We start from the raw sequence: 24,282 nt of genomic DNA on the forward strand, positions 1-24,282 counted from the left end.
CCATGGTATCTGCGGAGGCTCGCCTGAGTGTGGCCCAGAGGCTATATCATCGGACACCCGCCGGGTGGGCCGATCGAGAGAAGCTGGCCCTGACACAGAAGACGGAGACCGGATGCGCTGCCTGCTGATCGACAATCATGACAGCTTCACCGGCAATCTGGCACGGCTGTGGTGGCAGGTGACCGGCGCCTTGCCGGTGATCGTGCCGCATGACGCGGCGCATTGGCGGGATCTGGCCGGCGATGGCTTCCGGGTGGTGCTGATTTCACCGGGGCCGGGGCGGCCCGATACGCCGGCCGATTTCCGGCTGGGGGCCGAGGTGCTGGGCGCGGCGCTGGCGCCCGGCAGCCGGCTCGCCGTGCTTGGCATCTGCCTGGGCCATCAGGGACTGGCGATCGCCGCCGGTGGCGCCGTGATCCGCGCGGGCGAGCCGCGCCACGGCCGGCTGAGCCCGGTGGTTCATCACGGCCACCGGCTGTTTTCAGGGCTGGCATCCCCCTTCATGGCGGTGCGGTATCATTCGCTGATGGCAGCCGAACCGGTGCCCGATGACCTGCATGTGCTGGCGCGGGCCGGCGATGACGGCGCGGTGATGGCGCTGGGCCACCGGACAGCGCCGGTGTTCGGCGTGCAGTTTCATCCGGAATCGATCCTGACCGACGATGGCGCGCGGCTGCTGGCGAATTTCGCCGGGATCGCGGCCGACCAGGGTGCTCGGCAGTGTGATGCGGCACCGGCAGAGGGCTGGCCCCGCCATGACAGGCCCCGCCATGACAGGCCGGCTATGGTGATCGCAGGCAGCACGCCCGCCGCCGGCTGTCATGACTGGCCGGCGGGCGTGCTGCCCGATCCGGGGCCGGCGGGCTGGCAGGTGCTGCGGCGGCGGGTGGGCGACGGCGTGGATATCGAGGCGGTGGCCGATCTGGCGCGCCGCGAGGGCGGCTGGTCGCTGTGGCTGGATGCGGCCGATGGCGACCCGGCGGCGCGGCCGGTGATCCTGGCGGGCCAGGGCCCTGCCGCCCGGCGCCTGCGCTATCGGGTGGCCGCGCGGCGGCTGACTGTGGCCGATGGTGCCGGCCGCCTGCTGGGCCATGTCGACGGCCCGGCCTTCGACCTGCTGGACGACATGGCCCGCCGGATCGGCCGGGTGGCACCGGTGGCGGGCGATGACGGCGCGCCGCTGCCCGGGCCCGGCTTCTATGGCTATCTGGGCTATGAACTGGCCGAGATCGCGATCGGCGTGCCGCATCATGCCAGCCGCCACGACGATCTGCGGCAGATTCTGGCCGACCGGCTGCTGGTGGCGGTGCCGGGGCCGGATGGCGGCCATGCCATCGAGGCGGTGATGCTGGTGCCGGCGGCCGACCCCGCCGCCATCGCTGCGGCACAGGCCTGGGCGGATGACTGGTCGGCGCGGCTGGCGGTGGCCCGCCCCCTGCCGGATGTGGACATGACCCCGATCGCCCATCGGGTGACCGCCCGTCACGGCCCCGACGGCTATCGCCGCCGCATCCGGGCGGCGCAGCGGCTGATCCGGATGGGGCAGTCGTTCGAGATCTGCCTGACCAGACAGATGCATGTCGCCGGGCCGGTGGATGCCTGGACCAGCTATCGCCGGCTGCGGCGCATGGCGCGGGCGCCGTTGATGGCGTGGCTGGGCTTCGGTGATGTCAATGTGCTGTCGGCATCGCCCGAACTGTTTCTGGAGGTGGACATGACCGGCGGCTGCGCGATCGCCCGGCCGATCAAGGGGACCATCGGCCGGGGCGCCGACCCGGCGGCCGATGCCGCGCTGATCGGCAGGCTGGCGGGCAGTGAAAAGGAGCGGGCCGAAAACCTGATGATCGTGGATCTGATGCGCAACGATCTGGGCCGGATGGCACGGCCCGACGGGGTGGATGTGCCGGTGCTGTTCGGCATCGAGAGCTTCACCACTCTGCATCAGATGGTGAGCACCGTGCGGGCCAGGCTGCGGCCTGATGCAACGGCGATCCAGGTGCTGGCGGCATGCTTTCCCGGCGGATCGATGACCGGCGCGCCCAAGCGCCGGACGCTGGAGATCATCGCCCGGCTGGAAGGCGGCCCGCGGGGGATCTATTCCGGCGCCATCGGCCGGATCGGCCTGGACGGGTCGATGCGCCTGGCGATGGTGATCCGCACCGTGGTGGTGGATGAGGATGGCGCCAGCATCGGCGCCGGCGGCGCCATCACCCATCTGTCCGATCCCGATGGCGAGGTGACTGAAATGGCGCTGAAGGCGAGAGTACCGGTCGCCGCGGTTTTTCCGCAGCGAAATGGGGTATCTTGATCCCGATCAAGGTTTCGGGCCACGCTCCGGCTAGACTTGAAACCAAGAGGACGGGCATTGCCGCTCGTCCCGGTGCGAGACGGGCTAGCATGCCCGCCATCGCGGTCAGGTGCCCTCAGGAGATCCGGTCATGTCCTATAAGTCCCTGCTCGTTCATGTCGATGATCGTCCGTCGACCGAAGCCCGGCTCGACGTCGCGCGGATCCTGAAGGAGCGGTTCGGCGCGCATCTGACCGCGGTGTACATGTCGGTCGACATCGTGATGCCCGGCTACATGATGGAACATGTGCCCTCCAGCGTGCTTGAGTCGGCCGCCGCCGAGCGTAAGCGCCAGTCCAAGGCGCGTCTGGCCGAAATCGAAACCATGCTGAAGCGTCGCCATCTGACCGTGGAGATGCGCAGCGAAAGCGTGATCGCGACCGATTACATCGACCGCGTGGCCCTGCATGCCCGCTATGCCGACCTGACCATTCTGGGCCAGCCGGAGCCCGGCACCGACGATGCCGGCGACCTGCTGATCGAGGAGACCATGTTCGGCGCCGGCCGGCCGGTGCTGGTGGTGCCCTATATCGGCCTGCCCAAGGAGCGGACAGTGGGCGAGCATATTCTGGCCGCCTATGATGGCGGCCGCGAGGCCACCCGCGCCCTGGTCGACGCCCTGCCGATGCTGAAGACCGCCAAGACCGTGCAACTGCTGGTGATCAACCCCAAGCCCGGCCGTCATGGCGAGATGCCGGGCAGCGACATGGCCAGCTATCTGGCCCGCCACGGTGTGAAGGTCGAGGTGGTGGTCGAGAAGCTGTCGACCAGTGATGTCGGCATCGGCGACGCCGTGCTGAACCGGATCGCCGAGACCGGTATCGACCTGCTGGTGATGGGCGCCTATGGCCACAGCCGGCTGCGCGAGCTGGTGCTGGGTGGCGTGACCCGCCACATCATGGGCCATATGACCGTGCCGGTGCTGATGTCGCACTGATCATCGGACAAGGGGATCATCGGACAAGGGGCGGGCCGCCCGCGCGCTCGACGCCCTGAGAGACGCAGATGGCCCACCACGGGGAAACCCGTGGTGGGCCATCTGCTGTTGACCGGAGGCCTGTCGATTGTGGAGGCAGCCGGTCAGGTCGCCGCGACCCGCCCCGGACCGTGATCGCCCTTTGCCGGGATCAGGGCCATGGCGCGTTCGGCCATCGCGGTGATGGTGAGTGACGGATTGACACCGGGATTGGATGGCACGGCCGAGCCATCGACGACATAGAGCCCGTCATAGCCGAACAGGCGGTGGGCGGTGTCGATGACCCCCCGGCTGGCATCGGCGCCGATCACCGCGCCGCCCAGGATATGGGCCGTGGTCGGCTTGCCGGCCAGGGTTTCGGTGATCAGCGAGAAGGCGATGCCGTTGATCCGTTGCGCGAAGCGCCGGGCGAAGGCGCTGGCGGCCGGCACCACGGCGGTGGGCAGGGGGCCGGTGTCGGGCCGGCTGATCAGACGGCCCCGGGCGTCCAGATCCAGGCGCAGGCAGCCGCCCCCGGTCTGCATCGCCAGGATGGTGTTGCTGTGGGCGCTGCGGTCGCGGCGGAACAGGGCGCGGGCATGTGCGCGGGGGTGGCGGAGCATGCGGCCCAGAATGCCGCGCAGCCGCGCGCCGGCGGTGGCGCCTTCGCCATGGGGAAAGCTGACCGGGGCGAAGACGTTCGATCCTGGCGGATAGCGCACCAGCTCGATATGGGTGCCGTCGGCCAGGGTGTAGCCGGCCGTGATGCCGATGCCGGTGGCATAGATGGTGTCGTCCAGCGACTGAACCTGGATGACCGCTTCGGAATTGGTCCGCACCGCATGCCCCAGCCTGTCGGACAAGGCCGGCAGGCTGCCCTGGCGTTTCAGACGCAGCAGCAGCGGCACGGTGCCGAGCACGCCGCCTGCAAACACCACCCGGCCGGCGGTCACCGTATCCACCGGCAGTGGTGTCTTGCGGCCCTTGGTCGCGGTTCTCAGCCCTGTGCCCGTCAGCGTGACGACATAGCCGTTGCCACCATCCCGGCTGGTGGGCAGGGGGCGGACATCGGTGACGGTGGTTTCCGCCCGGACCTCCGCCCCCAGCCGCTCCGCCAGCCACAGATAGTTCCGGTCCAGCGTGTTCTTGGCCCCGTGGCGACAGCCGAGCATGCAGGCGGCGCAGAACCGGCAGGGTTGGCGGTCGGGGCCGGCGCCGTCGAAATACGGATCGGCGACCGCCGGCGCATCGGGGCCGGGCGGGCTGTTGGGGGTGGGCGGGCCGTCGCCGAAGAAGATGCCGACCTCGGTGGGGCCGGCATGATCGGCGCGGCCATCTTCCGCGGCCAGATCATAAAGGGCGGTATCGCCGGGTTCCCGGCGCGGCTGGGTGGCGACCCCCAGCATCCGGCGCGCCATCTGGTAATGCGGCGCCAGTTCAGCCCGCCAGTCGGCAAGGCCCCGCCAGTCGCCGCCGTCATAGAAGCCGTCGCGCGGCACCGGCAAGGTGGCGCCATAGACCAGCGACCCGCCACCGACACCCACGCCCGACAGGATGGTCTGATGCTTCAGCAGGGTCATCCGGAACGGGCCCCGCCAGCCGCGCGACGGCGCCCACAGCCAGCGGCTGAGCTGGCGGTTGGTGGTGGGGAAATCATCTGGCGCGAACCGCCGGCCCTGTTCGACCACCAGCACCCGATAGCCCTTCTCGGCCAGTCTGAGCGCCGAGACCGAGCCACCGAAGCCCGAGCCGACCACGACCACATCCCAATCGGTCGTGGCGCCGGTCTTTGCACCGTCAGCGGTTGTCATTGCGTCGTCCTATCCCGATCGATCTCCGGCGCCAACGCCGGATCAACACGTTTCAGGACAGGTTATGTAGAAATAAATCGCGCAGAAAGGGAATTCTGTTGGTGGTATCGCCGTCCTGATCGGGGCGGTTGCGCCAAGCATGGGGGCGACATGAAAACGCGCCGCAGCCGGGAATGCCCGGGCTGCGGCGCGTTTCTCATATGGCGTGCCCTGCAGGATTCGAACCTGCGACCGCCGGCTTAGAAGGCCGATGCTCTATCCGACTGAGCTAAGGGCACTTGAGGCATGGGGCCGGGGCCCGATCAGCGCACCCGGTCCCAGCGGAAACGGTCGGCATAGGCCTGGATCTTGGGCGCGCGCAGATGCGGCTCGAAGATCTCATAGGTCAGGCCCTTGCGTCTGGCGAAGGCGATGGCGGCCTCTTTGCTGTCGAAGCGCAGCACCACCTGCTGATCGGTGTCGGCCGAACTGGTCCAGCCCATCAGCGGATCGATGCGCTTCGCGGTTGCGGGTTCCATCTCCAGCACCCATTTACGGGTGTTGCCACGGCCGGACTGCATGGCGGTCTTCGCCGGCTGGTAGATGCGCGCGTCCATCGCCCTGCAAGATCCTTGATCGACCGGCCCGCGGGCGCGGGCCGTGTTGATGATCCGTGCCCGAAGAAAGATGGTCGGGGCGGCGTGATTCGAACACGCGACCCTCTGCTCCCAAAGCAGATGCGCTACCAGGCTGCGCTACGCCCCGCCCTGACGCCCCGGGGCCGGGGGCGTCACCTGTGCTTTCGGCTTTGACTTATACCACTCGGGCCCCGCTGCGCAAGCGTCGGGGCGGCGGTTTGGGCTTCGTCAGCGATCACCGGGTGCGATCGCGGCCTTTTCCGTGGCCGACGGATCATGACCGGCGGCGCCGGGGCGCGCCGTGCCCCGCTCGGACTCGGCCAGCGCGAACAGGCGCAGCGCACTCGACAGGTTCACCCGCTCCACCACCCGCGCCGCATCGACCGCAGCGATCAGGCCGCCCAGCGACATGCCCCGGGCCCGCGCCGCCCGCTTCAGCACCTGCCAGAACGGCGTTTCCAGAGACACGCTGGTGCGGTGGCCACGGATCGAGACCGACCGCTTTTCGACCGCCGCATCCAGTGGCGGCAGCGCTGCCGGATTGCCCTCCGGGCCGATGCTCGTCATCCGAACAGACCTCCACCATGATCCCAGATCAGCAGCATGCCGAAGCCCGTCAGGATGGCGCCGGTCAGCCGGTTGATCCAGCGTTGCACCATGGGCCGCGACAGCTGACGCCGGGCTGCTTCCGCCGCCAGCGCCACCGGCACCTGCCACACGATGTTGATGGCCAGCAGGGCCAGGGCCAGCATCACCAGTTGCGGTGTGGCCGCGCGGGCGGGATCGACGAAGCCGGGCATCAGCGCCAGAAACAACAGGATGACCTTGGGATTGAGCAGGTTGGTGAGCATCGCGTCGCGCAGGGCGGCCCCCGCGCCGACCGTGCGGCCGGCGGTATCGATGCGCATCAGCCCGCCGCGAAAGGATTGCAGGCCCAGCCAGCCCAGATAGCCGCCGCCGGCCAGTGCCACCAGACCGAACAGGCGTGGCGATGACGCGATCACCACCGACAGCCCCAGCGCCGCCAGCGCGGTATGGCCCACCAGCCCCAGCTGAACGCCGGCCACCGTGGCCATGCCGGTGCGGGTGCCGGAATTCAGGGTGTTGCGCAGGATCAGCAGCGTGTCCGGCCCGGGGGAGATCACGATCGCCAGGGCAACCGACAGAAAGGCCAGCAGCGTGGCCGGCGCGACGGGAAGGTCCATGATGGCCGTTCTGTGCGGGTGAGGCGTGCGCGGGTTAGTTAGTCACGGGTGCGCGGATTACGGGCGTGCAACCAACTCAGCGGTCGGCGGCGATGGCGGCCGTGATGGCACCGGCGATCCGCGCCAGATCGGTGGTGGTGGTCTGAAACACGGCGTGCGGCGTGCCGGCGGCAGCCCAGACCGTGGACAGCGCGAACAGTCCCTGGTCGATCACCGAAACCGGTGGCGTCGCATGGCCGACCGGCGGCACGCCGCCGATGGCGAAGCCGGTATGGCGGCGGACGAAATCGGCATCGGCCCGCACGATCCGGCCGCTCACGGCCGTGGCCAGGCGGGTGGTGTCGACCCGGTCGGCGCCGCCGATCAGCGCCAGCACCGGCAGGTCATCATCGGCGCGGCGGAAGATCAGCGATTTCACGATCGCCTCAGGAGGGCAGCCGACAGCGGCGGCCGCCTCGGCAGCCGAGCGGGTGCTGTCGGGGAAAATGCGGATCAGCGCCGGATGGCCAGCCCGCGCCAATGCCGCCGCCACCCGGCGGCTGGCGGCGGGCAGGTCGTCTGGCATAGAGAAGAGCGCGGCGGCTTCGTGCTGGGTCATCAGATCACGCTAAACCGAGGCGTGAGACAAGACAAGCCCGCACATCGGAATGCGCGGGCCTGGATGAGAAAGCGCAGAGAGAGCGGAGCCGAAGCCAGCGGTCAGCGCTTGCGGAACCGGTCCAGCGCCACGACGTTGTCGCCGGCGTCGCTGCCCTCGGCGGCGGCAGGCTTTGCCGCTGCGTCGTTGTCCTGAGCGCCGGGAAGGCGGTCTTCCAGCTCGAACAGATCGTCCTCGACATCCTCGCCGTCTTCGTCGAACACGTCGTCGGCGTCGTCGACCGCGTGGAACTGAAGGCCGAACTTGACGCTGGGATCGGCGAAGCCGGTGATCGTGGCAAAGGGCACGACCAGCCGTTCATGACGCCCGCCAAAGGCCAGCGTCACCGCGAAGCCGTGGCTGTTGACGTCCAGGCCCCAGTACTGATGCTCGATGACGATGGTCATCTCGTCCGGATAGCGGGCGCGAAGATACTCCGGCACCTCGACACCCGGAGCCTGGGTCCGGAAGGTGAGGTAGAAATGATGACCGTCGCTGAGGCCGTGTTCCGCGGCCTCTTCGAGTACCGTGCGGACCACCCCGCGCAAGGCGGTGTCGATGAGCTGGTCGTAAGCGATCTGCGGCATGCGGCGTCCGGTCTCGATGTCGGTTGCCCGGCCCGCCCCCTGGCACTCAGGGCCCGACCCCGGGGATGGCCCCGACGACGGCAGCGGCCGGCGTATGAAGTGGGGGGCTTCTGTTGCCCGGTGCCCCCCGGACCGCGCTTACCGATTAGGCAGCGAGGGCAAAACGATTATCGTTCGCACCTGTTTTGTTGACCCGATAACGGCGGTATCATGCCGGGCGAAGACCAAACCTTTACCTCGCACGTCGATCCTGGCTCGCCCCCCCAAAACACCGGCCCGGAAGCCGGTGGTCGTTCACCGGCCCGAAGACCGGAGATCTGACCGCCGGCCCGAAAGCCGGTGGTCTGAAGCTGGTGGAGGCGCCGGGCACTGCCCCCGGGTCCGATACGATTATTCCGAGAGGCCCTGTATCGCCATAGCCGACCTTGCGGCCGGCACCTCATATATAGGCGGTCGATCGCCACATGCAAAGCCCAAGCTGCGGCAATGCGTCCTGATACCGCGCCCTACTTGCGCATCCGTGGCGCCGCGGGGTATCCAGTGGCCACCGTAGCAATGCCCCGAGGAGGCTGACCCCATGACCGTAACCCCTGAGCAGCAGGCGGAAATCGACGCTCTGCGCGCGGAGGCGGTGCCGACCCTGCGCGTGGTGGCGCCCGGCATGGAAAGCGTGCTGCACACGGCTTTTCCCGTGCTCGATCATGGCTTCATCCGCGTGGTCGATTATATGGGCGACGACGCGGCGGTGGTGCAGGCGGCGCGGGTTTCGTATGGCCGCGGCACCCGCCGGGTCAATGAAGATCGCGGGCTGATCAACTATCTGATGCGCCACCGCCACACCACGCCGTTCGAGATGTGCGAGATCAAGCTGCATGTGAAGCTGCCGATTTTCGTGGCACGGCAGTGGATCCGCCATCGCACGGCGAATGTGAACGAATATTCCGCCCGCTATTCGATCCTCGATCGGGAATTCTATGTCCCGGCGCCGGATCAGGTGGCGGCACAGTCGACCAGCAACCGCCAGGGCCGCGACCAGGTGTTGCCGCCCGATCAGGCCGGCCAGGTGCTGGACATGCTGCGCGACGACGCCCGGCGGGCTTACGACAATTATCGCCACATGCTGAACGAGGCCGACGACGGCACGCCGGTGGACCCCGCCCGCGATGGTCTGGCGCGTGAACTGGCGCGGATGAACCTGACGCTGAATTACTACACGCAGTGGTACTGGAAGACCGACCTGCACAATCTGCTGCATTTCCTGTCGCTGCGCGCCGACCCGCATGCCCAGTACGAGATCCGCGTCTATGCCGACGCGATGATGGATGTGGTGCATCGCTGGGTGCCGCTGGTGGCGGCGGCGTTTGAAGAATATCGCCTGGGCGGGGCGCATCTGTCGCGTTCCGCGCTGCATGTGGTGCGCCGGATGCTGGCGGGTGAGCAGCTTCTGCGCGAAGATAGCGGCATGAGCGCGCGAGAATGGCGCGAGTTGATGGACCTGCTGGGCCGCGAGGCTTGAGCGGTCGACCACGAGGACATATACGATGCAGTTTCTGGTCATCGCCCGTGACGGCACCGATGCCGAGGCCCTGAACCGCCGGATGGCCGCCCGGCCGGCGCATTTCGAGAATGCCCGCCGGATGAAGGCCTGCGGGCAGCTGATCACCGGCGGCGCCATGCTCGACGCCGAGGGCCGGATGATCGGATCGATGATGCTGGCCGAATTCCCCGATCAGGCGGCATTGGAGGCGGCGATCGCCGCCGACCCTTATGTCGAGGGTCAGGTGTGGAAGGATATCGAGATCAAGCCGTTCCGGGTCGCGCCGCTTTGAACTGGCGGCGATTGACGGGGGTTGTGGTGGTTGCCACCTCGCTTGGGGCCGCATCGACCGCATCGGTGGCTGCCGGCACGGCGGCGCCGGGGGGCGAGCCGCCGAGCGTGCGGTCGCTGTGCCAGGTGCTGGCCGGGCGGATGGATGCGATCAACAAGGGCCAGGGCCCGGCCTTTCTGCGCAGCTGGGACAATGCGGCCGGCGAAGGCCCGCATGACGATCCGGCGCTGGTCGGCGCCGCCTTTGCCTATGACAACGCCCTGGCGGTGCAGGCCCTGATCGCCTGCGGCCGCCACGATGCCGCGGGCCGGATCGCGGCCGCCCTGGCCGATGCGGTGCTGACCGGCGCCCGCAGCCTGCCCGATGCCGATCGCAACCGGGTGCGCAACGCCTATCGTGCCGGCGCCCAGACCGAAAGCCCGCCACCGCCGAACGGCTGGTGGGACGACAGCGCCGGTCGCTGGGTGGAAGATCCCTATCAGGTCGGCACGGCGACCGGCAACGCCGCCTGGGTGGCGCTGGCGCTGTTGAGCGTGGCCGAGCGTGGCGCCCGTGGCGCGGATGACAGCCCGCCGCCGTTCAGCGCCATGCTGCGCGACGAGGCCCGCAATGCCGCGCGGCTGATCGGCCGCTGGGTGATCAATGCCACGGCCGACGGCGATGATGACGACGGGCCGGGCGGCTATACCGGCGGCATCGCCGGCGCCGGTGAGGGCCGGCAGGCAATCGGCTGGAAATCGACCGAACATAACGCCGATCTGGCGGCGATGTTCACCCGGCTGGCCGCGATCGACCCCGACCAGCCCGACTGGCCGAAGGCCGCGGCGCGGGCACGGGCGTTTCTGGATGCGATGTGGGCGGCGGGCAAGGGGGATCATTTTCCCACCGGCACCCTGCCGGATGGCCGGACGATCAATACCGCGACATCGGGGCTGGATGCCCAGCTATGGCCGTTATTGCTGGCCGACGCGTCAGAGGACTGGCGCGCGGCCTTCGCTTATGCCGAGGCAGCCCACGGCGTGGATGGCGGCTTCGATTTCAACGATGACCGCGACGGCATCTGGATCGAGGGCACGGCCCAGGCCGCCCTGGTGCTGCGGGTGCTGGACCGGCGCGACGAGGCGCGGGTGATGCTGGAGGGCCTGCTGGCCGAGCAGTCGCCCGGCGGCTATCTGTTCGCGACCCGCGCGCCTTCCATCACCACTGGCCTTGCCATCGGCCCCGACAGCACCACCGATGATTTCAGATATCACCGGTGGCCGCATCTGGGGGCGACGGCCTGGGCGGTGCTGGCGGGGCTGGGATTCAATCCGTTCATCGGGCGTTGATCGCGTCCATGGTTGCGTGAGATCAGTCCTCGATCATGATGCGCGGCGGCTCGCGATGGGCCTTGGCGATGCTGTCGACCACGCCGGCGGCGATGGCGTGATAGGGGGCAGCCGCCTCGCTGTCGGGGGCAACCGCGACCACGGGGCGCCCCTCATCCGACATGATCCGCACGTCGAGGTCGAGCGGCACGGCCCCCAGAAATGGCAGGCCCAGCTTCAGCGCCTCGTCGCGGGCACCGCCATGACCGAAGATGTCGGAGCGGCCACCGCAATGCGGGCAGGTGAACCAGCTCATATTCTCCACCAGCCCCAGGATCGGCACCTCGACCCGGCGGAACATGGCAAGGCCCTTGCGCGCATCCAGCAGGGCGATGTCCTGCGGCGTCGAGACGATCACGGCGCCGGCGAGCGGCACGCGCTGGGCGATGGAGAGCTGAACGTCGCCGGTGCCGGGCGGCATGTCGAGCACCAGGATATCGAGCGGCGCCCAGTCGGTTTCGCGCAGGAACTGGTCGAGCGCGCCCTGAACCATCGGCCCGCGCCAGATAAGCGGCGTGTCTTCCTCGACCATCAGGCCGATCGACATGGCCTTCAGGCCCCAGCCGATCTTGGGGGTGATCCGCTTGCCATCGGGGCTGTCGGGGCGCCCGGACAGGCCCAGCATTCGCGGGATCGATGGACCGTAGACATCGGCATCCAGCAATCCCACCTTCAGGCCGCGGGCCTGAAGCGCCAGCGCCAGATTGACCGCCAGTGTCGACTTGCCGACACCGCCCTTGCCCGAGGCGACCGCGATGACCGCTTTCACGCCGGGCAGGGTGGGGGCCGCGGGTCGTGGCCGGGCAGCGCCCGGGGCTGCCCCCTCAGGGGCAGAGGCACGGCGCTGGGCAGGGCCGCGTTCGGCCGTCAGCACCGCCGAGGCGCGCTTGACACCGCGCACGGATGCGGCGGCGGCTTCAACCGCCCGACGCAGCGGCTCGGTGGCGCCGGCCCGTTCGGGCGTGGTCTCGACCATGATCCGCGCGACGCCATCTTCGACGGCGACACCCGATATCCGGCCCGATGCGACCACGTCGCGACCGCGTTCCGGATCGGCTATCCCGGCGAGCGCTGACAGAATCTGATCGCGAACGGTCCGTGACATGGTTGAAAACTCCGGGTTCATTGCGATATAGCCCGTGGATCGGGCATTTGGACGACCGATGCCGGGGCGGTCCGATATGGAGCGGCCGGCACCGGTGGACACCGTCGGGAAACCGGCGGGGCTGGCCGAAAGGCTGCCGGTGGCAGTGATATAAGCGCAACGACGCGCCATGTACCATATGGTCTGGCATCATATGGTGAGGTGCGACGGTGTGGCACCATGTGGTGTCGGGCCCCGGCCGCGCAAGCGGCGGGCCGTGCCGATATCTCGACACCGGCCGATGATGGGGCCATGCGGCTGTGGTATCGCATGGGTTCGAGACGCCGGCGGCGGTGCGACCGATGGTCGCAAACAACCGTCCGTCGCGCGACGGGTTCGACCACGACAGGAAGCGGGGATCAATCGAGCATGCCGTGGAACACGCCGGGCGGTGGACAGGGAGGCGGTCCTCAGGGGCCATGGGGGCGCGGGCCCAGCGGGCCGCAGCCGCCAGACCTGGATGAACTGCTGCGCAAGAGCCAGGAACGCATGCGCCGCGTGCTGCCGGGCGGAGGTGGCGCCGGCAGCGGGCGTCTGATCGCCGTGGTCGCGGCGGTCGGTCTGGCCATCTGGCTGGGCACCGGGTTCTATCGCGTGCAGCCCGACGAGCAGGGCGTCGAACTGGTGTTCGGCCGCTGGGTCAACACCACGACACCGGGCCTGCACTATAACTGGCCGACCCCGATCGGCGAGGTCTACAAGCCCGCGGTCACCAAGGTGAACCGGGTGGAGATCGGCTATCGGTCGGGCACCGATTTCGGGCGCGCCGCCGGCGTGCGCGAGGTCAATGCCGAAAGCCTGATGCTGACCGGCGACGAGAACATCATCGATATCGACGTGACGGTGTTCTGGCGGATCAAGGATGCCGGCGCCTATCTGTTCGAGATCCAGCGCCCCGACACCACCATCAAATCGGTGGCGGAAAGCGCTATGCGTGAAACGGTCGGCCAGACGCCATTGCAGTTCGTGCTGACCGAGGGCCGCGCGCGGATCGAGCAGCAGACCCGCGAGTTGATGCAGTCGGTGCTGGACACCTACAAATCCGGCGTCGAGGTCACCCAGGTGCAGTTGCAGAAGGTCGACCCGCCGCAGCAGGTCATCGATGCCTTCCGCGACGTCCAGGCGGCCCGCGCCGATCAGGAGCGGGCGCAGAACGAGGCGGAAGCCTATCGTAACGGCATTCTGCCCCGCGCCCGCGGTGAAGCGGAACGGCTGGTGCAGGAAGCCCAGGCCTATCGCGAGCAGGTGGTGGCGGATGCCGAAGGCTCGGCCGATCGCTTCACCTCGATCCTGACCGCCTATAACAACGCCAAGGACATCACTGCCCGCCGTCTGTATCTGGAGACGATGGAAGAGGTGCTCGGCGGCATGAGCAAGATCATCATCGAGCCGGGTGTGTCGGGCAATGGCGCGGGTGGCGGCCAGTCGGTCGTGCCGTATCTGCCGCTCGACCGCCTGATCCGCGAGCCGCAGCCCGCCGCACGCGACGGGGCCGAGGCCGCAGGGACGTCGGGCTATTCCAGCCCGGCGGCGCCGGCATCGGCGCCGGTGCCCAACAGCAACCAGCCGCGTTGAGCGAGGAGACGACGAGATGAGGAAAGGTCTTCTCACCATCGCCGGCATCGCTGCGGTGGCTGTTGCCATCGTCGGCATCTCGGCGAGCTATGTGGTTCACCAGACCGAACAGGCCCTGGTCCTGCAGCTTGGTGAGCCGCGCAAGGTGGTCAAGGAACCGGGGCTGCATTTCAAGCTGCCCTTCATCCAGAACGTGGTGTTCTATGACAACCGCGTGCTGGATTTCGACGCCGACGTGCAGGAACTGATCGCCTCCGACCAGAAGCGGCTGGTGGTCGACAGCTTCGCCCGCTTCCGCATCGTCGATCCGCTGCGCTTCTATCAGGCGGTGGGATCGGAAGCGGTGGTGCGCGCCCGTCTGGACAGCATCGTGAATGCCAGCCTGCGTAACGTGCTGGGCTCGGTGCCGCTGTCATCCGTGCTGACCAGCCAGCGTGCCGAACTGATGGCCCAGACCGCCCAGATCGTGAATGGCGAGGCCAAAAGCTTCGGCATCGAGGTGCTGGACGTGCGCATGCGCCGCGTGGACCTGCCGGAAGCCAACAGCCAGGCGATCTTCAGCCGGATGCGCACCGAGCGTGAACGCGAGGCGACCGAACTGCGTGCCCAGGGCGCCGAGCTTGCCCAGCGCATCCGGTCGCGGGCCGATCGCGAGCGGACCGTGCTTCTGGCCGAGGCCCGCCGGGAAGCCCAGATCGCCCGCGGTGAAGGCGACGCGACCGCCAGTAAGATCTTTGCCGACAGCTTCGGCCAGGATGCGGCGTTCTTCGACTTCTATCGCAGTCTGCAGGCCTATCGGGCGGCGTTGGGCAATTCCGACACCACCATGCTGTTGAGCCCGAATGGCGAGTTCTTCCGCTATTTCGGATCGGACGGCACGCTGAACCTGCCGGGTGGCAATGGCGCGGCGCCCGCTGCCTTGGCGCCCGCTCCGGCCGGCTGATCGCCCATCCGTCCGGATCAATGGATAACGGCCGCCCGGCCAGACCGGGCGGCCGTTTCCATGTCCTGACGCCCCTGTGGTGGAGCCGGTCAGATCACCGGGTTGGGCATCTCGCGGTGCACGGCATCGATTGCGTCGAGCAGATCGGCGGGCAGATCGAGACCGGCAGCGGCCAGAATGGCATCCAACTGGTGATCGGCCGAGACCCCGGGCAGGGCCGAGGTGACACCCGGCCGGCCGGCGGTCCAGGCAACGGCCATGGTGGTGGGGTCCAGACCGAACTCATGGGCCAGCGCCACATAGCGGCCGGCGGCGGCGAGGGCGCGCGGGTGTAGATAGCGGCCGGCGAAGCGGGGCGGGAAGGTGTAGAGCCGCGAGGCCGGCGGCGCGTCCTGGCCGGTGCCGTATTTTCCGGTCAGCAGTCCCATGGCGAGCGGCGAGAAGGCGAGCATGCCGACGCCCTCGTTCCGGCAGACCTCCATCATGCCGTCGTCATAGACCCGCTTCAGCATGTGATAGACGTTCTGGACCGACACCACGGCGGCGGTGCCTTGTGCCTCGGCGGTGGCGGCCAGCCGGGTCAGGCCCCAGGGGGTTTCGTTGCTGACCCCCGCATAGCGGATCTTGCCCGCCTGGACCAGCCGGTCCAGGGCATCAAGCTGTTCGGCCATCGGCACGACACGGTCGGGCCAGTGGGTCTGGTAGAGATCGACGACATCGGTGCCAAGCCGGCGCAGGCTGGCCTCCACCGCCCGTTCGATGTGGAAGCGGTCGATCGCCGACAGGCCGCCGCGCATATGGGCGGTGATGCCGGTGAGCGGCCCCTCGCCCGGGCCATTGACCTTGGTGGCGACGATCACCCGGTCGCGCGGGACGGTCTTGAGAAAGGCGCCGAGGATGCGTTCGCTGGCGCCCTGGGTCTCGGGCGTCTGGGGAACCGCGTACATTTCGGCGGTGTCGAACAGATTGACCCCGGCGTCGAAGGCGCGGGACATGATCCGCACGGCCTCGGCCTCGGGCACCTGGCCGCCGAAGGTCATGGTTCCCAGGGATATTTCGGACACGAGCAGGCCACTTCGGCCCAGTCGGCGATAACGCATGGTGAGGCTGCCTCTCGACGTCTCAGGGTGGGCGCGGGCGGCCCGCTGCCAGGGGCACCGGGCAATGGCCCTGGCCAGCGCCGTTGCCGGGCGGGCGCAAGCTTGCTACAGGTGGTGGGGACTGTCCACCGCGCGTCCGCCGACCGGCTCCAACCGTCACGGCTGCCGTCTCCGTGGTCCTCAACCCGCCCGCATATCCGCCTTGAGGAGCCCGGCATGAACGACCTGCTGACCGCCATCGGCCTGGTGCTGGTGTTCGAAGGCGCGATCTATGCGTTGTTTCCGCGCGGCATGAAGCGGATGATCGTCGCCGTGCTGGCCGAACCGGAAGACCGCTTGCGGGTCGGCGGGGCGGTGATCGCCGGCATCGGCGTCGCCATCGTGTGGTGGCTGCGCAGTTGACCGTTCAAGAGCCTCAGCCATGCCAGTCCGGGGGGCACCCATGGGCCACCCCAAGGCGATCCGCGCTTGATCCGCGAGGAAGCGCCGACTACATCGACTTCCGTAGCATGCCGGCAACGTATCAGGGAGACAAACACGTGCCAGGTTCCCTTCCGCCCTCGGCGCGCATCCGGCGACCGGTCGCAGCCGTCGCGCGCGACCGCACCAGCGCCATGGCCGATCCGGTCATGCGCCGCCTTTTCGCCGCGCTGATGGCCTTGACCCTTGCCGCATGTCTGGCACTGGCGGCCGGGCAGGCCAATGCCCGGCCCGCGCCCGAGAGCTTCGCCGACCTGGTCGAGAAGCTGACCCCGGCGGTGGTCAATATTTCGACCACGCAGAGCGTCGAGGTTCAGGGCCCGCAGATCCCGATGCCGCAATTCCCGCCCGGATCGCCGTTCGAAGACCTGTTCCGCGACTTCTTCGGCGATCGCGGCGGCCAGCCGGGTGCCACCCGCAAGGTCCAGGCGCTGGGATCCGGCTTCATCATCAGCGCCGAAGGCCTGGTGGTGACCAACAATCACGTCATCAAGGATGCCGATGAAATCTCGGTGATCCTGACCGACAACACCACCCTGCCGGCCGAAGTGGTCGGCACCGATCCCAAGACCGATCTGGCGGTGCTGCGGGTGAAATCGACCAAGCCGCTGCCCTTCGTCTCGTGGGGCGACAGCGCCACCTCGCGGGTTGGCGACTGGGTGATCGCGGTCGGTAATCCGTTCGGTCTGGGCGGTTCGGTGACCGCAGGCATCATCTCGGCGCGCGCCCGTGACATCAATGTCGGGCCGTTCGACGATTTCCTTCAGACCGATGCCGCCATCAACCGCGGCAATTCGGGCGGCCCGATGTTCAACATGGCCGGCGAGGTGATCGGCATCAACACCGCGATCTTCTCGCCCACCGGCGGCTCGGTCGGCATCGGCTTTGCCGTGCCCTCGATGCTGGCACGGCCGGTGATCGAGCAGCTGGTGGAATATGGCCGCACCCGTCGCGGCTGGCTGGGCGTGCAGATCCAGCCGGTCACCGACGACATCGCCGAAAGCCTGGGCCTGGATCGCGCCCATGGCGCGCTGGTCGCCCGGGTGATGCCCGACAGCCCCGCCGCCACCGCCGGTATCGAGGTGGGTGATGTGGTGGTGCGCTTCGACGGCAAGGACGTGGCCGAGATGCGCGAACTGCCCCGGATCGTGGCCGAGACCGAGATCAACCGCTCGGTGCCGGTGGAGATCTGGCGCAACAACCGCAAGGTCGACCTGAAGGTGACGGTCGGCGAGCTGGACGAGGCGGATATCGCCGAGGCGGCACCCGATGCCGGTAACGCTCAACCCGAGCAGCAGGTCGGCACGAGCCTGCCGGCCGTGGGCCTGACCGTGGCCCAGGCCGATGGCGCGATCCGCGACCGTTATGGTCTTGGCCCTGATGTCACCGGTGTCGTGATCACCGAGATCGACGCCAACGGCCCCGCCAACGACAAGCCGATCCGGGTTGGCGACGTGATCGTCGATGTCGGCCAGCGCAAGGTGGAACGGGTGGCGGATATCGAGACCGCGATCAAGGAAGCCCGTGACGCTGGTCGCAAATCGGTGCTGATGCTGGTACGGACCGGCGATGACAGCCGCTTCGTGGCCCTGCGCCTGAAGGACTGATCCGCCATTGGTCGGCCTGAACGACCAAGCCCCGCCCGGAGCGATCCGGGCGGGGCTTGTCTTTGATCGGACTGCCGCGCGGCCGGCTCGGGGATGTCAGTCTTCGGCGGCGATGAAGGTGTCGCGGTGATAGCCCTGCAGATAGAGCAGGGCCGTCAGATCACCATGGTTGATCCGCACGGGTGCCGCCGCCGCGACCTTGGGCTTGGCGTGATAGGCGACGCCCAGCCCGGCCCTCAAGATCATCGGCAGATCGTTGGCGCCATCGCCCACCGCCAGCGCACCGCCGGTGCCGCCCGACCACAGCCCGGCATAATGGTCGAGCGCCGCGACCTTGGCATCGGCGCCCAGGATCGGCGGAATGACCTGGCCGGTCAGGCGGTGGCCCGCCACCTCCAGCCGATTGGCGCGGTTGTCGTCGAAGCCGCACAGCGCCGCCACCCGGGCGGTGAAATAGGTGAAGCCGCCCGACACCAGAACCGCGCGCGCATCATGGGCGCGCATGGTGGCCACCAGCGTGCGGGCACCCGGCATCAGCCGCACCCGCTCACTGAAGGCCCGTGCCAGAACGCCTTCGGGCAGGCCGGCAAGAGTGGCGACGCGGGCGACCAGCGCTTCGGCGAAATCGAGTTCGCCGCGCATCGCCCGCTCGGTCACCGCGGCAACCTCGGCCTTGACCCCGGCATAATCGGCCAGTTCGTCGATGCATTCGCAGGTGATGATGGTGCTGTCCATATCCGACACCAGCAGCCGGCGACGGCGGTCGGGACCATCCGGCTGGGCGGCCGCATCGACCGCGAGCCCGGCATCGGCCAATGCCGCCTCGGCGGTATCGCGCACGCCGGCCACGTCGTTGCCGGCAACCGCGATATCGGCGGCGACGCCGTCCTGCAGGATGGTGACGTCGCCCACGGTGTGGCCGGCCGCATCGAGCGCCTGGCGCACCACATCGATCGCGCCCGCTCTGGTCACCGCCGCCGCGCCGTCAGCCTTGACCGGAGCACCGATCAGCGTCAACACCGTTCCCATGGATCGTCCCTTCGTCCATCGACAAGCGACCCGCTGCATCGGGTCGGGTACATATATCGGGTCGGCCGCATTAAAAGCGCGAGATCGCGCGGGAGCAAGCATGGAGCCGGGCAAACCGATGCCGGGGATGCCACTGATCGTGATCACCGGCCCCACCGCCTCGGGCAAGTCGGCGCTGGCGCTGGCGCTGGCGCAGGCGCGCGACGGTGTGGTGATCAACGCCGATGCGATGCAGGTCTATGACGATCTGCGGATCGTGACCGCCCGGCCGACGGCGGCCGATGAAGCGGCGGCCCCCCACCGGCTGTATGGCGTGCGGCCGGCCGAGGCGGTGTGTTCCGCCGCCACCTGGGCGGTACTGGCCCACGCCGAGATTGCAGCCGCCCATGCCGCCGGCCGGCTGGCGATCCTGACCGGCGGCACCGGCCTGTATATCCGGGCGCTGGTCGACGGGTTGTCGGATCTGCCGGCGATCCCGCATGATGTGCGTGACGCCGTGCGGGCGATCGGTATCGAAGGCGGGGCCGCCGCGCTGAAGGCGGCGCTGCTGCCGCATGATCCGGCGGCGGCGGCGCGGCTGGCCGATCCGCAGCGCCTGGCGCGGGCCTTGGAGGTGGTGCGCGCCACCGGCCGGACACTGGCCGACTGGCAGCACGCCCATCCGCCGACGGGCGGGCATGACGGGCCGGTGTTCACCATCGCGCTGATGCCCGATCGCGCGGTGCTGGACCAGCGGATCGCCGGCCGCTTCCAGGCCATGCTGGCGGCAGGGGCGGCGGCGGAGGTGGAGGCATTGCTGGCACGCGCGCTGGACCCGGATGCCATCCCGCTGATGAAGGCTGTGGGGGTGCCGGAAATCGCGCGGCTGGTGCGCGGGCAGGCGGGGCTGGCCCAGACGATCGAGCGCGGCCGCATCGCGACACGTCAATACGCCAAGCGCCAGATGACCTGGATACGTCACCAGGGCCTGATCAACCTGACCGTTTCAGAGCAATATTCGGAATGTTTGCATCCGAGAATCTTTTTGGAAATTGACGAGTTCCTGTTGACCGCGGGTCATTGAGCCGGTAGGGTCCACAAGCTCGGATCAAGAGACCGGATCGCGTCCGCCAATGCAAGGCGGATAACAGCGCTTCGGGCCCCGCGAACCCGCGCCCCGCCTTCGCAGCCGCGATGGCGGGCAGGGGTACCAAGGGGCGGAACCCGCCGACGGAGTTGTCCGCCGGCGGTTCTTTTTCGGTGAGGCCTGCATGGCGCAGGCCCCGCGACCCGGGCGAAGGGCAGGGGCGCAGATGTAGCGCGGACACCCGAACCAGATACTCGCGGAGCGACCGAACGATGCAGTTCACCGGTGCGGAAATCCTGATGAAGGCCCTGGCAGACCAGGGTGTCGAGGTCATTTTCGGCTATCCCGGTGGCGCGGTACTTCCGATCTATGACGCGCTCTACAAGCAGAACCGGGTGCGTCATTACCTGGTCCGCCATGAACAGGCGGCGGTCCATGCGGCGGAGGGGTATGCGCGCTCGACCGGCAAGGTCGGCGTGGTGCTTGTAACCTCGGGCCCCGGCGCCACCAATGCGGTGACCGGCCTGACCGACGCGCTGATGGACAGCATCCCGATCGTCTGCCTGACCGGTCAGGTGCCGACGCATATGATCGGCAATGATGCCTTCCAGGAAGCCGATACCGTCGGCATCACCCGGCCATGCACCAAGCACAACTATCTGATCCGGGATGTCGAGGTTCTGGCGGGCAAGGTCCATGAGGCCTTCCACGTCGCGCGGTCAGGCCGTCCCGGCCCGGTGGTCATCGATCTGCCCAAGGACATCCTGAACACCCCCGGCACCTATCGCGCGCCCGAAGAACTGCCGCGCCCGACCTATCGTCCGCAGGTGACCCCCGACCAGAGCGGGATCGAGCGGGCGATCGAGCTGATGCTGAAGGCCGAGCGGCCGGTGTTCTATGTCGGCGGCGGCGTGATCAATGCGGGGCCTGAGGCCTGCGCCGGCCTGACCCGGCTGGTGCGTGCCACCGGTTTCCCCGTCACGATGACCCTGATGGGCCTTGGCGCCTATCCGGCCAGCGACCGCCAGTCGCTGGGGATGCTGGGCATGCATGGCACGCTGGAAGCCAATCTGGCGATGCATGACTGCGACCTGATGATCAATATCGGCGCGCGGTTCGATGACCGGGTGACCGGGCGGCTCGACGGCTTCTCGCCCGACAGCATCAAGATCCATGTCGATATCGATCCGTCCTCGATCAACAAGAACGTCCGCGTCGACCTGCCGATCATCGGCGATGCCGGATCGGCGATCACCGCCCTGCTGGCGGGCTGGAGCCGGCGGCAGGGCGAGCATGATGCCGCGCGCATCGGTGCCTGGTGGGAGCGGATTGCCGGCTGGCGGGCGCAGAACTCGCTGGGCTTCCAGAACAGCAGCCAGATCATCAAGCCCCAATACGCCATCCGGCGGCTGTGGGAGATGACCCGTGAGCGCGAGCCCTATATCACCACCGAGGTCGGCCAGCACCAGATGTGGGCGGCCCAGCATTTCAACTTCGACACCCCCAATCACTGGATGACCTCGGGCGGGCTCGGCACCATGGGCTATGGTCTGCCGGCGGCGATGGGCGTGCAGGTGGCGCATCCCGATGCCCTGGTGATCGACATCGCGGGCGAGGCCTCGACGATGATGAACATCCAGGAGCTGTCGAGCCTGATGCAGCACCGGCTGCCGGTGAAGGTGTTCATCCTGAACAATGAATGGATGGGCATGGTCCGCCAGTGGCAGGAGCTGTTCCATGGCGGGCGCTATTCCGAAAGCTATTCGGCGGCGCTGCCCGATTTCGTGAAGCTGGCCGAAGCCTTCGGCGCCAAGGGCCTGCGCGCCCACACCCCCGACGATCTGGACGGGGTGATCCGCGAGATGCTGGCCTATGACGGTCCGGTGGTGGTGGATGTGCGCGTCGACAAGGGCGAGAACGTCTATCCGATGATCCCGGCCGGCGCCGCCCATCACGAGATCATCCTTGGCCCCGGCCAGGAACTCGATGCCTGCAAGAGCGAGGAAGGGATGGTACTGGTCTGACCCGCGCCGCCCGCGCGATCAGCCTGCCGCCCCCGGGGCCGGCTCGGGCACCATGTCCCGCCGGCCCGTTCCCGACGTCTGCACCAAATCCGACGGCGAGTTTCCATGGTCATCCAGAACGAACAGATCACCCAGCACACCATGTCGGTGCTGGTCGACAATGAAAGCGGCGTGCTGGCCCGGGTCATCGGCCTGTTTTCCGGCCGCGGCTATAACATCGACAGCCTGACGGTTGCCGAGGTGGACGAGGGCCGCACCCGGTCGCGGATCACCATCGTCACCTCGGGCACGCCGATGATCATCGAGCAGATCAAGGCGCAGTTGACCCGGCTGGTGCCGATCCACACCGTCACCGATCTGACCCAGAGCGGGCCGTTCGTCGGTCGCGAACTGGCGCTGGTCAAGGTGGCCTCGACCGGTGAACGGCGGGTCGAGTCGCTGCGCATCGCCGATATCTTCCGCGCCCGCGTGGTCGACAGCACCCATGAGAGCTTCATCTTCGAGATGACCGGTTCGACCGAGAAGATCGAGGCGTTCATCAACCTGATGCGGCCACTGGGGCTGGTGGACGTTGCCCGCACCGGCATCGCCGCCCTGTCGCGCGGCGCCGAGCCGCTGTCGTCGGAACGGGGCAATTACGAGCCGGCCTGACGCGGCCGGCACACCGCTTGCGACCATCGGGTGCGCCCGCTGGTCCATATCACGACACCACTGGTCCATATGACGTCGCTTGCGGTCGATCTTCAGCGCGAGGCATGCGACGACAGGGTCAAGGGCGGCAGAGAACAGCTTGCGGACCGCCCGCGACATCAACAGAGGAAACAACAGAACCATGCGCGTCTACTACGATCGCGATGCCGACCTGAACCTGATCAAGACCAAGACGGTCGCGATCATCGGCTATGGCAGCCAGGGCCACGCCCATGCCGCTAACCTCCGTGACAGCGGCGTCAACGTGATCGTGGGCCTGCGTGCAGGGTCGGCGACCGTTGCCAAGGCCGAGGGTGCGGGCTTCACCGTCATGACCCCCGACAAGGCCGCCCAGACCGCCGATCTGGTCATGGTGCTGACCCCGGACGAGCTTCATGCCGATCTGTATGAGCAGGATCTGCGCGACAATCTGAAGGAAGGTGCCGCTCTGGCGGTCGCCCATGGCCTGTCGATCCATTTCGGGCTGATCGAGCCCCGCAAGGACATCGACGTGTTCATGATCGCGCCCAAGGGCCCCGGCCACACGGTGCGCAGCGAATACGTCAAGGGCGGCGGCGTGCCGAGCCTGGTGGCCGTGGCGCAGGACGTGTCGGGCAACGCGCTTGAAATCGCGTTGTCCTATGCCTGCGGCCTTGGTGCCGGTCGCGCCGGCATCATCGAGACCAGCTTCAAGGAAGAGTGCGAGACCGACCTGTTCGGCGAGCAGGCCGTGCTGTGCGGCGGCGTGACCCATCTGATCACCGCCGGCTTCGAAACCCTGGTCGAGGCGGGCTATGCCCCCGAGATGGCCTATTTCGAATGCCTGCACGAGATGAAGCTGATCGTCGATCTGATGTATGAGGGCGGCATCGCCAACATGCGTTACTCGATCTCGAACACCGCCGAATTCGGCGACTACGTGTCGGGCCCGCGGGTCATCACCCCCGAGGTGAAGGCCGAGATGAAGAAGATCCTTGAAGACATTCAGGGCGGCCGCTTCACCCGCGACTGGGTGCTTGAGAATGCAGCTCGCCAGTCGAGCTTCAAGGCCATGCGCCGTGGCCATGCCACCCATCAGATCGAAGAGGTCGGCGAGAAGCTGCGCGCGATGATGCCGTGGATCTCGGCCAACCGGCTGGTCGACAAGACCAAGAACTGATCTGCCGCCGCAATCGCGGCCGGTATCAGGGGCGGCGCTTCCCGAGAGGGGGGCGCCGCCCCTGATCGTTCGGGCGGATGCGGAACCTGCACTGCCACCCTCATGTTGAG

22 protein-coding genes, 2 tRNA genes and 1 other RNA gene are annotated in these 24,282 nt (G+C 68.1%); 13 read left to right on the forward strand and 12 right to left on the reverse strand.

What is annotated here, in order from left to right; translation table 11 throughout:
* Window positions 1-112: 112 nt before the first annotated feature.
* Together IEW15_RS09230 and IEW15_RS09235 are read left to right on the forward strand one after the other, a co-directional pair.
* On the forward strand, window positions 113-2,308 hold the full coding sequence (locus tag IEW15_RS09230) for a chorismate-binding protein (RefSeq protein ID WP_188577108.1): 2,196 nt from the start codon (window positions 113-115) through the stop codon (window positions 2,306-2,308).
* A gap of 130 nt (window positions 2,309-2,438) precedes the next feature.
* Window positions 2,439-3,284 (forward strand): universal stress protein, encoded by an 846-nt coding sequence (locus IEW15_RS09235; protein WP_188577110.1) that lies wholly within the window; start codon window positions 2,439-2,441, stop codon window positions 3,282-3,284.
* A gap of 143 nt (window positions 3,285-3,427) precedes the next feature.
* Here the strand turns inward: IEW15_RS09235 and IEW15_RS09240 are convergent, their stop codons facing one another.
* From IEW15_RS09240 to ssrA, 9 genes are all read right to left on the reverse strand, one after another.
* Window positions 3,428-5,113, reverse strand: a complete 1,686-nt coding sequence (locus tag IEW15_RS09240) for a GMC oxidoreductase (protein ID WP_188577112.1) — start codon at window positions 5,111-5,113, stop codon at window positions 3,428-3,430.
* A 201-nt stretch (window positions 5,114-5,314) separates the two neighbouring features.
* Window positions 5,315-5,391, reverse strand: a tRNA-Arg gene (locus IEW15_RS09245).
* A 24-nt stretch (window positions 5,392-5,415) separates the two neighbouring features.
* Window positions 5,416-5,709, reverse strand: coding sequence for an ETC complex I subunit (locus IEW15_RS09250; RefSeq protein WP_188577115.1), 294 nt, complete (start codon window positions 5,707-5,709; stop codon window positions 5,416-5,418).
* A 71-nt stretch (window positions 5,710-5,780) separates the two neighbouring features.
* Window positions 5,781-5,857 (reverse strand) — tRNA-Pro (locus IEW15_RS09255).
* A 101-nt stretch (window positions 5,858-5,958) separates the two neighbouring features.
* Window positions 5,959-6,297 carry a ribbon-helix-helix domain-containing protein gene (locus IEW15_RS09260; protein ID WP_188577117.1) on the reverse strand — a complete coding sequence of 113 codons (339 nt, stop codon included), beginning with the start codon at window positions 6,295-6,297 and terminating at the stop codon, window positions 5,959-5,961.
* Window positions 6,294-6,935 carry a LysE family translocator gene (locus tag IEW15_RS09265; RefSeq protein WP_188577119.1) on the reverse strand — a complete coding sequence of 214 codons (642 nt, stop codon included), beginning with the start codon at window positions 6,933-6,935 and terminating at the stop codon, window positions 6,294-6,296. The genes IEW15_RS09260 and IEW15_RS09265 overlap by 4 nt, the downstream gene beginning before the upstream one ends.
* A gap of 76 nt (window positions 6,936-7,011) precedes the next feature.
* The gene (locus tag IEW15_RS09270) at window positions 7,012-7,533 is read right to left on the reverse strand and encodes a YbaK/EbsC family protein (protein WP_229707955.1); all 522 of its coding nucleotides are present in this window, start codon (window positions 7,531-7,533) and stop codon (window positions 7,012-7,014) included.
* Between the two features lie 101 nt (window positions 7,534-7,634).
* Window positions 7,635-8,159, reverse strand: a complete 525-nt coding sequence (locus IEW15_RS09275) for an SspB family protein (protein ID WP_188577121.1) — start codon at window positions 8,157-8,159, stop codon at window positions 7,635-7,637.
* A 98-nt stretch (window positions 8,160-8,257) separates the two neighbouring features.
* Window positions 8,258-8,634, reverse strand: a transfer-messenger RNA (tmRNA) gene (ssrA, locus tag IEW15_RS09280).
* Between the two features lie 102 nt (window positions 8,635-8,736).
* Between ssrA and thyX the strand changes: the two genes are divergently transcribed.
* From thyX to IEW15_RS09295, 3 genes are read left to right on the forward strand one after another with little or no spacing between them, the layout of a single operon-like run.
* Complete coding sequence (thyX, locus tag IEW15_RS09285) at window positions 8,737-9,675, forward strand: FAD-dependent thymidylate synthase (RefSeq protein ID WP_188577123.1); 939 nt, start codon at window positions 8,737-8,739, stop codon at window positions 9,673-9,675.
* A gap of 25 nt (window positions 9,676-9,700) precedes the next feature.
* Window positions 9,701-9,988 carry a YciI family protein gene (locus tag IEW15_RS09290; protein ID WP_188577124.1) on the forward strand — a complete coding sequence of 96 codons (288 nt, stop codon included), beginning with the start codon at window positions 9,701-9,703 and terminating at the stop codon, window positions 9,986-9,988.
* A gap of 26 nt (window positions 9,989-10,014) precedes the next feature.
* Window positions 10,015-11,316, forward strand: coding sequence for a hypothetical protein (locus IEW15_RS09295; protein ID WP_229707956.1), 1,302 nt, complete (start codon window positions 10,015-10,017; stop codon window positions 11,314-11,316).
* Between the two features lie 22 nt (window positions 11,317-11,338).
* Here IEW15_RS09295 and IEW15_RS09300 read toward each other — a convergent pair whose 3' ends face one another.
* Entirely contained in the window at window positions 11,339-12,460 is a 1,122-nt protein-coding gene (locus tag IEW15_RS09300; protein ID WP_229707957.1) for an Mrp/NBP35 family ATP-binding protein, read from the reverse strand.
* A 408-nt stretch (window positions 12,461-12,868) separates the two neighbouring features.
* Here IEW15_RS09300 and hflK point away from each other — a divergent pair, with 408 nt between their 5' ends.
* Window positions 12,869-14,074, forward strand: a complete 1,206-nt coding sequence (hflK, locus tag IEW15_RS09305) for an FtsH protease activity modulator HflK (RefSeq protein ID WP_188577131.1) — start codon at window positions 12,869-12,871, stop codon at window positions 14,072-14,074.
* Between the two features lie 16 nt (window positions 14,075-14,090).
* Complete coding sequence (gene hflC / locus IEW15_RS09310) at window positions 14,091-15,017, forward strand: protease modulator HflC (protein ID WP_188577134.1); 927 nt, start codon at window positions 14,091-14,093, stop codon at window positions 15,015-15,017.
* A gap of 89 nt (window positions 15,018-15,106) precedes the next feature.
* Here hflC and IEW15_RS09315 read toward each other — a convergent pair whose 3' ends face one another.
* Window positions 15,107-16,117, reverse strand: coding sequence for an aldo/keto reductase (locus tag IEW15_RS09315; protein ID WP_188577135.1), 1,011 nt, complete (start codon window positions 16,115-16,117; stop codon window positions 15,107-15,109).
* Window positions 16,118-16,333: 216 nt separating this feature from the next.
* Here IEW15_RS09315 and IEW15_RS09320 point away from each other — a divergent pair, with 216 nt between their 5' ends.
* Together IEW15_RS09320 and IEW15_RS09325 are read left to right on the forward strand one after the other, a co-directional pair.
* The gene (locus IEW15_RS09320) at window positions 16,334-16,519 is read left to right on the forward strand and encodes a DUF2065 domain-containing protein (protein WP_188577137.1); all 186 of its coding nucleotides are present in this window, start codon (window positions 16,334-16,336) and stop codon (window positions 16,517-16,519) included.
* A gap of 212 nt (window positions 16,520-16,731) precedes the next feature.
* Window positions 16,732-18,204 (forward strand): DegQ family serine endoprotease, encoded by a 1,473-nt coding sequence (locus tag IEW15_RS09325; RefSeq protein ID WP_229707963.1) that lies wholly within the window; start codon window positions 16,732-16,734, stop codon window positions 18,202-18,204.
* A 96-nt stretch (window positions 18,205-18,300) separates the two neighbouring features.
* Here IEW15_RS09325 and serB read toward each other — a convergent pair whose 3' ends face one another.
* Complete coding sequence (serB, locus tag IEW15_RS09330) at window positions 18,301-19,233, reverse strand: phosphoserine phosphatase SerB (RefSeq protein WP_188577141.1); 933 nt, start codon at window positions 19,231-19,233, stop codon at window positions 18,301-18,303.
* A gap of 118 nt (window positions 19,234-19,351) precedes the next feature.
* Between serB and miaA the strand changes: the two genes are divergently transcribed.
* The 4 genes from miaA (at window position 19,352) to ilvC (ending at window position 24,172) form a co-directional block, all read left to right on the forward strand.
* Complete coding sequence (gene miaA, locus IEW15_RS09335; RefSeq protein WP_188577143.1) at window positions 19,352-20,296, forward strand: tRNA (adenosine(37)-N6)-dimethylallyltransferase MiaA; 945 nt, start codon at window positions 19,352-19,354, stop codon at window positions 20,294-20,296.
* A gap of 275 nt (window positions 20,297-20,571) precedes the next feature.
* Window positions 20,572-22,323 carry an acetolactate synthase 3 large subunit gene (locus IEW15_RS09340; RefSeq protein ID WP_188577145.1) on the forward strand — a complete coding sequence of 584 codons (1,752 nt, stop codon included), beginning with the start codon at window positions 20,572-20,574 and terminating at the stop codon, window positions 22,321-22,323.
* Between the two features lie 105 nt (window positions 22,324-22,428).
* Entirely contained in the window at window positions 22,429-22,974 is a 546-nt protein-coding gene (gene ilvN / locus IEW15_RS09345) for an acetolactate synthase small subunit (RefSeq protein WP_188577147.1), read from the forward strand.
* A gap of 181 nt (window positions 22,975-23,155) precedes the next feature.
* Complete coding sequence (gene ilvC / locus IEW15_RS09350; RefSeq protein WP_188577148.1) at window positions 23,156-24,172, forward strand: ketol-acid reductoisomerase; 1,017 nt, start codon at window positions 23,156-23,158, stop codon at window positions 24,170-24,172.
* Window positions 24,173-24,282: the final 110 nt, after the last annotated feature.

The sequence above is a fragment of the Tistrella bauzanensis genome (genome assembly GCF_014636235.1).
Lineage (GTDB): Bacteria > Pseudomonadota > Alphaproteobacteria > Tistrellales > Tistrellaceae > Tistrella > Tistrella bauzanensis.